Origin of the sequence: Actinosynnema sp. NPDC050436, assembly GCF_040655415.1 — a bacterium.
GTDB lineage: Bacteria > Actinomycetota > Actinomycetes > Mycobacteriales > Pseudonocardiaceae > Actinosynnema.
This window is the reverse complement of record NZ_JBFAJV010000003.1, coordinates 484,430-496,497: the sequence shown is the minus strand read 5'-3', so window position 1 is coordinate 496,497 and position 12,068 is coordinate 484,430. Positions and strand designations below refer to the sequence as shown.

The 12,068-nt window shown below is 70.9% G+C and carries 9 protein-coding genes; 2 read left to right on the top strand and 7 right to left on the bottom strand.

Features of this window, described 5'->3' with window-relative positions; translation table 11 throughout:
• Positions 1 to 22: 22 nt before the first annotated feature.
• The 7 genes from gyrA to AB0I60_RS10735 form a co-directional block, all read right to left on the bottom strand.
• Positions 23 to 3,805 carry an intein-containing DNA gyrase subunit A gene (gyrA, locus tag AB0I60_RS10765; protein WP_360727641.1) on the bottom strand — a complete coding sequence of 1,261 codons (3,783 nt, stop codon included), beginning with the start codon at positions 3,803 to 3,805 and terminating at the stop codon, positions 23 to 25.
• A 47-nt stretch (positions 3,806 to 3,852) separates the two neighbouring features.
• Positions 3,853 to 5,823: a DNA topoisomerase (ATP-hydrolyzing) subunit B gene (gyrB, locus tag AB0I60_RS10760; protein WP_360727638.1), complete on the bottom strand. Its 1,971-nt coding sequence runs from the start codon at positions 5,821 to 5,823 to the stop codon at positions 3,853 to 3,855.
• Positions 5,824 to 6,062: 239 nt separating this feature from the next.
• Complete coding sequence (locus AB0I60_RS10755) at positions 6,063 to 6,560, bottom strand: DciA family protein (protein ID WP_360727635.1); 498 nt, start codon at positions 6,558 to 6,560, stop codon at positions 6,063 to 6,065.
• 118 nt (positions 6,561 to 6,678) lie between these two features.
• On the bottom strand, positions 6,679 to 7,794 hold the full coding sequence (gene recF, locus AB0I60_RS10750; protein ID WP_360727632.1) for a DNA replication/repair protein RecF: 1,116 nt from the start codon (positions 7,792 to 7,794) through the stop codon (positions 6,679 to 6,681).
• A 3-nt stretch (positions 7,795 to 7,797) separates the two neighbouring features.
• Positions 7,798 to 8,712, bottom strand: a complete 915-nt coding sequence (gene gnd, locus AB0I60_RS10745) for a phosphogluconate dehydrogenase (NAD(+)-dependent, decarboxylating) (protein WP_360727629.1) — start codon at positions 8,710 to 8,712, stop codon at positions 7,798 to 7,800.
• 29 nt (positions 8,713 to 8,741) lie between these two features.
• Complete coding sequence (gene dnaN, locus AB0I60_RS10740) at positions 8,742 to 9,878, bottom strand: DNA polymerase III subunit beta (RefSeq protein ID WP_360727626.1); 1,137 nt, start codon at positions 9,876 to 9,878, stop codon at positions 8,742 to 8,744.
• Positions 9,879 to 10,742: 864 nt separating this feature from the next.
• Complete coding sequence (locus AB0I60_RS10735; RefSeq protein WP_360728580.1) at positions 10,743 to 10,904, bottom strand: hypothetical protein; 162 nt, start codon at positions 10,902 to 10,904, stop codon at positions 10,743 to 10,745.
• A gap of 98 nt (positions 10,905 to 11,002) precedes the next feature.
• Here AB0I60_RS10735 and AB0I60_RS10730 point away from each other — a divergent pair, with 98 nt between their 5' ends.
• Both AB0I60_RS10730 and AB0I60_RS10725 read left to right on the top strand, forming a co-directional pair.
• On the top strand, positions 11,003 to 11,800 hold the full coding sequence (locus AB0I60_RS10730) for a helix-turn-helix transcriptional regulator (protein ID WP_360728532.1): 798 nt from the start codon (positions 11,003 to 11,005) through the stop codon (positions 11,798 to 11,800).
• A 3-nt stretch (positions 11,801 to 11,803) separates the two neighbouring features.
• Complete coding sequence (locus AB0I60_RS10725) at positions 11,804 to 12,007, top strand: DUF397 domain-containing protein (protein ID WP_360727623.1); 204 nt, start codon at positions 11,804 to 11,806, stop codon at positions 12,005 to 12,007.
• Positions 12,008 to 12,068 lie beyond the last annotated feature (61 nt).

Genomic DNA, 12,068 nt, shown 5'->3' with positions numbered 1-12,068 from the left:
CAGTCCTCAACCTCTCGTCGCGCTAGTTGGCGGGTTCCCCGTCGACCGGTTCCCCGCCGTCACCACTGGGGACGTCTCCGGCCTCGTCCGCGTTGCGTGCGACCGCGATGAGAGTGGTCCCCTCACCGAGGTTCATCAACCGGACGCCCTTCGTCTGCCTGCCCGCTTTGCGCACCTCCACGGCGCTGGTCCGGATGACCCCGCCGGAGGAGGTGATGGCGTACAGCTCGTCGTCGACGTCGACGATGAGCGCGCCGACCAGCCTCCCACGCCGGCGGTCGTGCTGGATGGTCAGCACGCCCTTGCCGCCCCGACCCTGCACCGGGTAGTCCTCGATCGGCGTGCGCTTGGCGTACCCACCATCGGTGGCCACCAAAACAAACAGGCCCTCCTGCACCACGCCCATCGACAGCAGCTCGTCACCGGTGTTGAAGCGCATCCCCAGGACGCCCGAGGTGGCGCGGCCCATCGGCCGCAGCGCCTCGTCACCGGCGTGGAACCGGATGGACTGGCCGTCCGCCGACACCAGCAGCAGGTCGTCGTCCGCCGAGCAGAGCACCGCGCCCACCAGCTCGTCGTCGTCACGGAGGTTGATGCCGATAAGACCACCCGATCGGTTGGAGTCGAAGTCGGTCAGCTTCGACTTCTTCACCAACCCCTTCTTGGTGGCCAGCACCAGGTACGGCGCCACCCCGTAGTTCTTGATCTGGATGACCTGGGCGATCTCCTCGTCCGGCTGGAACGCCAGCAGGTTCGCCACGTGCTGGCCGCGCGCGTTCCGGTTCGCCTCGGGCAGCTCGTACGCCTTGGCCCGGTACACCCGGCCCTTGTTGGTGAAGAACAGGATCCAGTCGTGCGTGGAGCACACGAAGAAGTGCTGCACGATGTCGTCCTGCTTGAGCTGCGCGCCCTGGACGCCCTTGCCGCCGCGCTTCTGCGAGCGGTACAGGTCGGTCTTGGTCCGCTTGGCGTAGCCCGTGCGGGTGATCGTGACCACGACGTCCTCGACCGCGATCAGGTCTTCCATCGACACGTCGCCGTCGAACGGCACGATCTTGGTCCGCCGGTCGTCGCCGTGCTTCTCCACGATCGCCAGCAGCTCCTCGCGCACGATCGCGCGCTGCCGCTCCGGCTTGTCCAGGATGTCCTTGAGGTCCGCGATCTCCAGCTCGATCTCGGCGAGCTGGTCGATGATCTTCTGCCGCTCCAGGGCCGCCAGCCGGCGGAGCTGCATCTCCAGGATCGCGTTCGCCTGGATCTCGTCGACGTCGAGCAGCTCCATCAGGCCGGTGCGCGCCACGTCCGGCGTCTGCGACCGGCGGATCAGCGCGATGACCTCGTCGAGGTGGTCGAGCGCCTTGACCAGGCCGCGCAGCACGTGGGCCCGCTCCTCGGCCTTGCGCAGCCGGAAGCGGGTGCGCCGGACGATGACCTCGATCTGGTGCTTCACGTAGTGCCGGATCATCTGGTCCAGGCGCAGCGTGCGCGGCACGCCGTCGACCAGCGACAGCATGTTCACACCGAAGGAGTACTGGAGCTGGGTGTGCTTGTAGAGGTTGTTGAGCACCACCTTGGCGACCGCGTCCCGCTTCAGCGTGACCACGATCCGCATCCCGATGCGCTTGTTGGACTCGTCGGCGATGTTGGCGATGCCGGTGAGCTTCTGGTCGCGCACCAGGTTGGCGATGTTCTCCACCAGGTTGTCCGGGTTCACCTGGTAGGGCAGTTCGGAGACGACCAGGATGGTCCGCCCCTTGCTGTCCTCGTCGATCTCCACGACCGCGCGCATCTTCACCGAGCCGCGCCCGGTCCGGTAGGCGTCCTCGATGCCGGCGGTGCCGAGGATCTGGCCGTAGGTCGGGAAGTCCGGCCCCTTGACCCGGGCGATCATCGCCTCCAGCGTCTCCTCCTCGGACGCCTCGGGGTTGTCCAGCGCCCACACCACGCCGTCCGCGACCTCGCGCAGGTTGTGCGGCGGGATGTTGGTCGCCATGCCGACCGCGATGCCGGAGGACCCGTTGATCAGCAGGTTGGGGACGCGGGACGGCAGGACGGTCGGCTCCTGGATGCGCCCGTCGTAGTTGTCCCGGAAGTCGACCGTCTCCTCCTCGATGTCGGCCAGCATCTGCATGGCCAACGGCGTGAGGCGGCACTCGGTGTTGTGGCTGACGAACCCGTCGGTGACGAACGCGTGGTCCTCGGTGTCGACGCGCAGGCTGTACACCGCCTGGACGCCGGCGGCGGTCACGGACTCGACCGCCGCGTAGTAGAACCGCCCGTCCACCAGCGGCTCGACCACGTCGAGCACCTCGCGCTCGGTGATCCGCGCGGAGATCTCGTCGCGGTCCCGCTCCCACCGCTCCACGCGGTCGACGTCGTGCCTGCGCAGCCAGTCCCGCTCGGTCCAGCGGGTGGCACCGCGCGCGCGGACGTAGTCGCCGACGAAGGGCACGTGGTCGCTGCTCATGGCCCGGCTCTCGGCCGGGATCGCGCCGAGGATCGCGGTGAGCTTGTCCTGCTTGACGCCGAGGAACCCGACGTTGACGGCGAACAACCGGGCGTCCCGCCGGTTGGTGACGACGACCTTGACCTCACCGTCGTCGTAGGCGACCAGCGTGCTGACCACGCCGAACTCCAGCAGCAACTGCTGCACCTCGCGGGCGAGCAGGCGGCTGCGGGTGGAGTAGGAGACCTGCACGGTGTTGCGCGACAGCGCGGAGGCCGAGCCGTCACCGGTGAACAGCGAGGCGAGGAACACCCGCTTGACCGCGACGGAGCCCCGCCACACGAACTCGGGCACCTGCTTGGCCGCGCTGCGCTGCCCCGCCATCGGGCCGAGCACGCTCGTCCGGAGCGCGGTCAGGTCCTGCACGTCGAGTTCGTGCAGCACCGAGCCGGACTTGATGGTGCGGCTGTAGGCGTAGCGCGGCCCGCCGACCACCGAGTCGTACGCCGCGAGCACGCGGGCGAAGTAGTCCGCGTCGACGTTGTTGAACCCCGCGCGGTTCTCGGAGACCCACCCCTCGCCGACGAATGCGCCGGCCACCAGCGCGGCTGCCTCGTCCTCGGGCGTGAGCGCCTCCGACTGGTCCTGCGGCGTGCGCTGGAGGACCACGCGGTCGCCTGGCTGGATCTCCTCCAGCAGCTTCCACAGCAGCGTCGGTACGCCGAGCACGCTGACCAGGCACAGCACCGGGTGGTTGTGCGTGCCGGTCAGCTCGTAGCCGTTGCGGGTGCGCAGCTTCAGCGTCGGGTGGTCGCCCGAGTGGAAGAGCACGTCGGCCCGCACCGGGTCGCCGTTGCGGTCGAGCACCTTGAGGTCGACCGGGTTGTCGCTGTTCGGCAGCGCGTCGGGCACGATGTCGCCGATGCGGGGCGTCGAGCCGTCCGCCAGCCTGACCCGCGTGTCCGGTGCCACGCAGTAGCGCATGGCGGCTGCCGGGTCGTTGCCCTGGGAGCCGAAGTTGCCCTGGCCGTCGATCAGCGGGTAGCGCAGGGCCCACGGTTGGGCGAGGCGGACCAGGGCGTCGTAGATCGCCGAGTCGCCGTGCGGGTGGTAGTTGCCCATCACGTCGCCGACCACGCGGGCGCACTTGTTGTAGCTGCGGTCCGGGCGGAAGCCCGAGTCGTACATCGAGTACAGGACGCGGACGTGGACCGGCTTCAGGCCGTCGCGCACGTCGGGCAGCGCTCGTCCGACGATCACGCTCATGGCGTAGTCGATGTACGAGTTCTGCATCTCCTGCTGGAGATCGCGCGGCTCGGTGCGGTCATGACCGCCGGGAGGCAGCGTCGTCTCAGTCACGGTTCTTCTTTCCTGTTCGCCGGCCGGGGAGGACTACGCGCGGACGCTCAGACGTCCAGGAACCGCACGCCCTTGGCGTTGCGGGTGATGAACGAGCGGCGTGCCTCGACGTCCTCGCCCATCAGGACGCTGAACAGCTCGTCGGCCGTCGCCGCGTCGTCCATGGTCACCTGGAGCAGCACCCGGTTGGCCGGGTCCATGGTGGTCTCCCACAGCTCCTCGGCGTTCATCTCGCCGAGGCCCTTGTAGCGCTGGATGTTGTCGTCCTTGCCGATCTTCCGGCCGGCCGCGAGGCCCTGCTGGACCAGGCCGTCGCGCTCGCGGTCGGAGTAGGCGTACTCCGGCTCCGCGCGCTGCCACTTGATCTTGTACAGCGGCGGCTGGGCGAGGTAGACGTGCCCGGTCTCCAGCAGCGGGCGCATGAAGCGGAAGAGCAGGGTGAGCAGCAGGGTGCGGATGTGCTGGCCGTCGACGTCGGCGTCGGCCATCAGCACGATCTTGTGGTAACGCAGCTTGGTCAGGTCGAACTCGTCGTGGATGCCGGTGCCCAGCGCGGTGATCAGCGACTGGACCTCGTTGTTCTTCAGCACGCGGTCGATGCGCGCCTTCTCCACGTTGATGATCTTGCCCCGGATCGGCAGGATCGCCTGGAACATGGAGTCCCGGCCCTCCTTGGCCGAGCCGCCGGCGGAGTCGCCCTCCACCACGTACAGCTCGCACTCCTCCGGGTTGGTGGAGCGGCAGTCCTTGAGCTTGCCGGGCAGGCCGCCGATGTCCAGGGCACCCTTGCGGCGGACGAGTTCGCGGGCCTTGCGGGCGGCGATGCGGGCCTGGGCCGAGGAGACCGCCTTGGTGACGATGGTCTTGGTCTCGTTGGGGTGGCGCTCGAACCAGTCGGCCAGGTGCTCGTTGGAGGACTTCTGCACGAACGACTTGGCCTCGCTGTTGCCCAGCTTGGTCTTCGTCTGCCCTTCGAACTGGGGCTCCTTGAGCTTGACCGAGATGATCGCGGCCAGGCCCTCGCGGATGTCGTCGCCGGTGAGGTTGGAGTCCTTCTCCTTGAGCAGCTTCTTCTCGCGCGCGTACTCGTTGACCACGCGGGTCAGCGCGGCGCGGAAGCCCTCCTCGTGGGTGCCGCCCTCGTGGGTGTTGATGGTGTTGGCGAAGGTGTACACCGAGGGCGTGTAGCCGGTGTTCCACTGCATGGCGACCTCGACTTCGAGGTCGTCGCCCTTGGCCTCGAACGAGATGACCTTCTCGTGCACGGCCTCGCGGGTGTGGTTGATGTGGCGGACGAAGTCCTCCAGGCCGCCGGGGTAGTGGAAGGTGCGCTCGCGCACGGCGGCCACGTGGCCCTCGGCGTCGGCCTCCACGTCCGTGTCCTGCACGCGCTCGTCGCGCAGGATGATGGTGAGGCCCTTGTTCAGGAACGCCATCTCCTGCAACCGGCGGGAGATGGTCTCGATGTTGTACTCGGTGGTCTCGAAGATCTCCGGGTCCGCCCAGTACGTGATGGCCGTGCCGGTCTCCTCGGTCGCCTCGCCCCGGCGCAGCTCGTGCGCGGGCTTGCTGGCCTCGAAGCGCTGGTTCCACGTGAAACCGTCGGTCTTGACCTCGACGTCGATCGCGGTCGAGAGCGCGTTCACCACGGAGATGCCGACGCCGTGCAGGCCGCCGGACACCGCGTAGGAGTCGCTGTCGAACTTGCCGCCCGCGTGCAGCTTGGTGAGCACCACCTCCAGGGTGGGCTTCTGCTCCACGGGGTGCATCCCGACCGGGATGCCCCGGCCGTCGTCGATCACCCGGACGCCGCCGTTGGCCAGCAGGGTGACGTCGACCTTGGTCGCGTACCCGGCCATGGCCTCGTCCACCGAGTTGTCCACGACCTCCCAGATGAGGTGGTGCAGACCGCGCTCGCCGGTGGACCCGATGTACATGCCGGGCCGCTTGCGGACCGCCTCCAGACCCTCTAGGACGGTGATCGAAGACGCGCTGTACTCATTCTTCTTGGCTGCCACGGGCCTGGTGTCTCCTCGGACGTCAAGCGACTCGCCACCGAAGGGTGCGACGCTGCTGTCACGCTATACCCCTCGATTCTACTGGGCGAGACGTCCAGAAACCCACCAAGGACACCCCTGGTTTGCTCACAGGCGGCCCGAAGTGAAGACCGAAGGGTCCGCGCGGCTGTCGCCGGGCTGCGAAACGGCTGCTGAGCGCTCACCGCGCCGTAGGATCGCCGCTGACGCCCTGGCGGGGCTCACCCGTAGGTGTCACGTGGTCCGCGCCCCGGCACGTGCCTGGGGCCGTAGCGCCAACTGGGCGCGGCCGGCCCCTGCACCTTGAGCTTGTGCACCACGCCGTTCCCCACCCCGGCCGCGATGCGCTTGAGCAGCTCGCGCTGGAGCAGCCGCAACTGGGTGGCCCACGCCGTGGAGTCGGCCTGGACGGTCAGCTCGCCGTCACTGAACGCAACCGGTTGCGCGTGCTCGGCCACGTCCTCGCCGACCAGTTTGGGCCACCGGGCGAACACCTGGCCGCCCGCGAGCCGCTCGGTCCAGCCCCGGTCGGCGGCGATCCGGGAGGCCAGCCTGCCCAGCGGCTGGGGGTCGCGGTCGTCGGGGCCCGGACCGGACCAGCGCCGCCGGCGGCGGACCGCGCCGCCGCTCCCGCCCCTCCGGGCCACGCGCGCACCGCGTTCCTTGGCCGACGCCCGCGCCGCCTCCAGAGCCGCCCGTGCGAGGTCCGACCCCTTCAATCCACCCTCTTGTGGGACTTCAGGTGTGGATAGATGCCCTTCGGTGGCCGAGTTATCCACACCATCCACAGGGTTGTCCCCAGATGTGCCGCCCATCACACCCGATTGGCGGATCTCCTCAGGCACGGTGCACCTCCCCGTGGCGAACCTCGAAACGCACGCCGTCCAGCTCCTCGGGCACGTCCTCGGCGACCGCCGCCGTGATGAACACCTGCTCCGCCGCCGCCGCCACCTTCGCCAGTTGCCGACGCCGGCCCCGGTCGAGCTCGGCGAACACATCGTCCAGCACGAGCACCGGTTCGGCCCCCTCGACACGCAGCATCTCGTAGCCGCCCAGGCGCAGCGCCAACGCGAAGGACCATGACTCACCGTGACTGGCGTAGCCCTTCGCCGGCAGCTCGCCGAGCGCCAGCTCCAGGTCGTCGCGGTGCGGGCCGACCAGGCACACGCCCCGGTCGACCTCCTGCCCGCGCAGCCGGCCCAGCTCGGACAGCAGCGCCTCCTCCAGCGCCGCCCGGTCGTGCGTGCCCGGGAACGCGCCGCCCAGGCTCGACCGGTACCCGATCACCGCCGGCCGAGACTCCGGCGCGACCTCCGCGTAGGACCGCGCCACGTGCGGCGCGATGTCCGCCACCAGGTCCAGCCGGCCCGCCAGCAGCTCCGCGCCGTGCCGGGCCAGGTGCCCGTCCCACACGTCCAGCGTGCCGACGTCCGCCGACCGCACCGACCGGATGCTCTTGAGCAGCGCGCCGCGCTGCTTGAGCACCCGGTCGTAGTCCGCGCGCACCCCGGCGAACCGGGGCGACCGGCTGGTCAGCAGCTCGTCCAGGAACCGCCGCCGCTCACCGGGGTCGCCGCGCACCAGCGCCAGGTCCTCCGGCGCGAACAGCACGGTGCGCAGGATGCCCAGCACGTCGCGCGGCCGGGGCACCGGGCCCCGGTTGATCCGCGCCCGGTTGGCCTTGCCGGCGGTGATCTCCAGCTCGACCAGCAGCTCGCGGCCCTCGTTCACCACGGCGGCGCGCACCACCGCGCGCGCCGCGCCGTGCCGGATCAGCGGCGCGTCCGTCGCCACCCGGTGCGAACCGAGGGTGGCCACGTAGCCGAGCGCCTCGACCAGGTTCGTCTTGCCCTGGCCGTTGCGCCCGACGAGCACGCTCACCCCCGGCTCGAACGCCAGGTCCGCCTGCTCCCACGACCTGAAGTCGGCGACCTGCAGGTGCCGGACGTACAAGGCTCAGCTCTGCGTGCTGCCGGAACCGGAAGAGGGACCGGCAGCCTGCACGGCGTGCCCGCCGAACTGGTTGCGCAGCGCGGCGACCGCGCGCATCGCGGGCGAGTCGTCCTGGCGGGACGCGAACCGGGCGAACAGCGCGGCGGAGATCACCGGCGCGGGCACCGCGTGGTTGATCGCCTCCTCGACGGTCCACCGGCCCTCGCCCGAGTCCTCCACGTGGCCGCGCAGGTCGTCCAGCTCCGGGTCCGACTCCAGCGCGCGCACCAGCAGGTCGAGCAGCCAGGACCGGACGACGGTGCCGCGCTGCCACGCCTTGATCGTCGCCGGCACGTCCTGGACCAGCTCGGACGCCTCCAGCAGCTCGAAGCCCTCGGCGTAGGCCTGCATCAGGCCGTACTCGATGCCGTTGTGCACCATCTTGGCGAAGTGCCCCGCGCCGACCTTGCCGGCGTGCGCGAAGCCCTCCTCGCGCGGGCCCTCCGGGCGCAGCGCGTCGAAGATCGGCATCGCCTGCTCGACGTGCTCCGGCTCGCCGCCGACCATCAGGCCGTAGCCGTTCTCCAGGCCCCACACGCCGCCGGACACGCCGGCGTCGACGTACGCGACGCCCTGGGCGGCCAGCGCCTCGGCGTTCTTCGCGTCGTCGGTGAACCGCGAGTTGCCGCCGTCGATCACCAGGTCACCGGGCGAGAGCAGCTCGCCCAGCTCCGCGACGGTCTGCCGGGTGATGTCGCCGGCGGGCACCATCACCCACACCACGCGGGGGGCGTCGAGCGCGGCCACCAGGTCGGCCAGCGAGCCGGTGTCGGTCACGTCCGGGTTGCGGTCGTAGCCCACCACCTCGTGACCGGCGCGGCGGATCCGCTCGCGCATGTTGAAGCCCATCTTGCCGAGGCCGACGAGTCCGAGCTGCACGGTCGTGTTCTCCCCTGGGTCGTGGTTGGTCAGCCGGGCAGGCGCACGGGCATCAGCAGGTACAGGTAGCCCGGCGCCACGTTCCCATCCTCGTCCACCGGCTTGAGCAGCGCCGGGCGGCTCGGCGTGGTGAACGACAGGTGCGCCCTGGGGGTGCGCACCGCCTGGAGGCCCTCGTGCAGGTAGGTCGGGTTGAACGCGATGGTGACCGCGTCGCCGGTGTACTCGACCGGCAGCTCCTCCTCGGCGCTGCCCTCGTCGTCACCGCCCGCCGACAGCTTCAGCACCGAGTCGCCGAACTCCAGCCGCACCTGCGTGCCGCGCTCGGCGACCAGCGAGACCCGCTTGATCGCCTGCACCAGCGAGTCGACCTCGATGATCGCGGCGGCGGAGTGCTCGGTCGGCAGCAGTTGCCGGTACTTCGGGAAGTCCGCGTCGAGCAGCCGGGTGGTGGTGCGCCGGCCCGTGCCGGACAGGCCCAGCAGGCCGTCGTTGGCGGCGAGCGACAGCTCGACCTTCGCGCCGGACGCGCCCAGCGTCTTCGCGGAGTCGTTGAGCGTCTTGGCGGGCACCAGGACGGCGACCTCGCCCAGCGACTCGTCGGGCTGCCAGTCGAACTCGCGCATGGCGAGCCGGAACCGGTCGGTCGCCACCAGGGTCAGCTTGCCCTCGCCGATCTCCAGCCGCACGCCGGTCAGCATCGGCAGCGTGTCGTCCTTGCCGGCCGCGACGGCGACCTGGGAGACGGCCTCGCCGAACACCTCGCCGGGCAACTGGCCCGCGAGCTGGGGCATGGACGGGAGCTGGGGGTAGTCCTCGACCGGCATGGTCGGCAGCGAGAAGCGCGCCGAACCGCAGCTGATCGTCATCCGGGAGCCGTCCACCGCGATCTCCACCGGATGGTTCGGCAGCGCCTTGGTGATGTCCGCGAGCAGCCGGCCGGAGACCAGCGCCTTGCCGCCGTCCGCGATCGTGGCCGGGACCCCGCACTGCGCCGAGACCTCGTAGTCGAACCCGGAGACGGTCAGCGCCTCGCCGGAGCCGTCCTCCGCCCCGGCGTCGAGCAGAACACCACCGAGCACCGGGACCGGCGGCCGGGACGGCAGGCTGCGCGCGACCCAGGCGACGGCGTCGGCCAGGCCGTCGCGCTCGACGCGGATCTTCATGAGGCGTCCTCTCTCAAAGTCCTCAAGTCGGCATGGTCCACGACAACAGCGAGCCGTTGCGGTGGGGTTGGGGAGCCGCGTCCCTCGCCGGATCGTCCGACCCTCGGCGCGGAGCCCCAACCGTAGAGCGTCGGGGAGCGGTTCGTCACCTCGGGGCCACACCCGGGTGCCACCCGGGGCGGGGCGCTGTCCCCGGGCCCGACCCCCGCTGTTTTTTCTTTCTTCTCTTCTTCAAGGGAAGACAACAGCAACAGCAGTAGGGGCTGTGGATTGTGTGGACAACAGGCGTTCCCGCAGTTCGTCACCCCTCTGGAGCTGTGGACGAACACGGGTCGTCACCCGGGGACAGATCGCCGCACCCGGGGAGAACTCCGGCGGTGCTCCGTTCAGTCCACAGGAAGGCCGAGTTGTCCCCGGGTGCATCCCCGGGTGTGGGCCGAGTTGTACCCGGGTGCTGCACAGGGTGATCGTGGCCTGGATCTCGCCCGATCGGCGCTTTTTGCGGGCCTGTGGACAACCCGGAACCGCCGGTTCACCGCCCCGACACGCGCCGGCACCCGGGTTCCGCCCCGGGTTCCGGGCCGTCGCACACCCCTGGCGGCACCCTCGGCAGGCCGTTGCCGAGCCCCGGGCCGCCCCCGCGCAAACGTTTCCGGAGCCCCTCCGCCGCCCCGCCCCGGCCGGGCCCGCACCCGGGCGCGACACCCGGGGACGCCGACCCGCACCCGGGTGCGGGGTCGGTCCGGCCCGGCCGCACCCGGGTGCGGCGCGGTCGGGCCGGCGCCCGCACCCGGGTGCCGGGGGTGGAGCGCCGGCCGCACCCGGGTGCGACTGGGCGTCCCCGGGTGCGGGTCCGCCGGCGCGTCACCCGCGCGGCGACCGGTCGCCGGGGACGGGGGTGCCGTGCAGGATCTGGTCGAGCCGGTCCGTCGCGCTCTCGGCGGCGTCGATCGCCCGGGCGGCGTGCTCGGCCGCCTGCTGCGCGCGGTCGGCCGCCTCGGTCGCCGCGCCGGCCTCGCGGCGCAACCGCCGCGCCAGGTCGACGTGCCCGAGCCGCTCGGCCGCGTCCGCCCGCTCGCCGGCCGTGGCCGCCGCGCGCCGGCGTCGAACGACGTCGTGGCGACCTGCTCGGCGGCGAGCTGCGCGCCCTGCGCAAGGACGCCCGCGTCACGCTCGAACAGGCGGCAGCGGCGATAGGGCTGTCGAAGCAGGTGCTCTCCCGGCTGGAGACCGGCCAGCGCAACATCGTCCCGGACGAAGTCGCCGGGCTGCTCGGCCTCTACGGCGTCACCGGCCCCCGCCGCGAGCAGTTGCTGACCATGGCGCGCACGCTGGACGACCCCGGCTGGTGGGAGCTGAACGCGCCCGGCCTGACCCAGGAGTCGGCGACCCTGGCCGACTACGAGGAGCGGGCGACCCGCATCACCGACTGGTCGCCGCTGCTCGTGCCGGGTCTGCTCCAGACCCCCGACTACGCCCGCGCGTTCATGCTGGACGACGGGCTGACCTCCACCGAGGTCGAGTCGCGGCTCGCCGCGCGGATGCGCCGCCAGGAGCGCCTGGACCGCGACGACGTCCACTACACGGCACTGCTCGGCGAACCGGCGCTGATCGGCAACGACGACATCCACCGGGACCAACTGGCCGCGCTGGCGGTCGCCGCCGACCGCCCGAACGTGACGATCCGAGTGGTACCGACCCGGTCGATGCCACGACTGGGCCGCGTCGGTGCCTTCATGGTGCTCGGCATCTCGTCGTCGACCGTGGTGCACGTCGAGATGGCCCGGTCGGGCACATTCCTGGACGAGGAGGCGTTCACGACGCCCTACCTCCGTCGCGCAGGGCGACTCGGGGAGGTCGCGCTCAGTGCGACACTGTCCCTGCGTCGGATTGTCGATCTGCGAGACGAAGTGGGTGTGTGATTGATGCGACTACCTGCACTGGTGTGGCGGAAGTCGGCCCGATCGGAGTCGCAGTCGAACTGCGTTGAACTGGCCTCGCTCCGGGACGGCGGTGTCGCGGTGCGGGACAGCAAGCTGGGCGGGTTGAGCCCGGTGCTGGCGCTCGGCCGGGCCGGTGCGGTGGCGTTGCGCGACGCTGTCAAGCGGGGCGCGTTCGAACCGGCCTGACCGTCTTCACGTGACGGGAGCGGCGGCGAACCCGGTCCGGGTCGCCGCCGCTCCGGCGTTC

Excerpts from the sequence above, each read along its gene's own strand:
- AB0I60_RS10725 (WP_360727623.1), top strand. The coding sequence starts at position 11,804 with ATGCGACTACCTGCACTGGTGTGGCGGAAGTCGGCCCGATCGGAGTCG.
- dnaN (WP_360727626.1), bottom strand. The coding sequence starts at position 9,878 with ATGAAGATCCGCGTCGAGCGCGACGGCCTGGCCGACGCCGTCGCCTGG.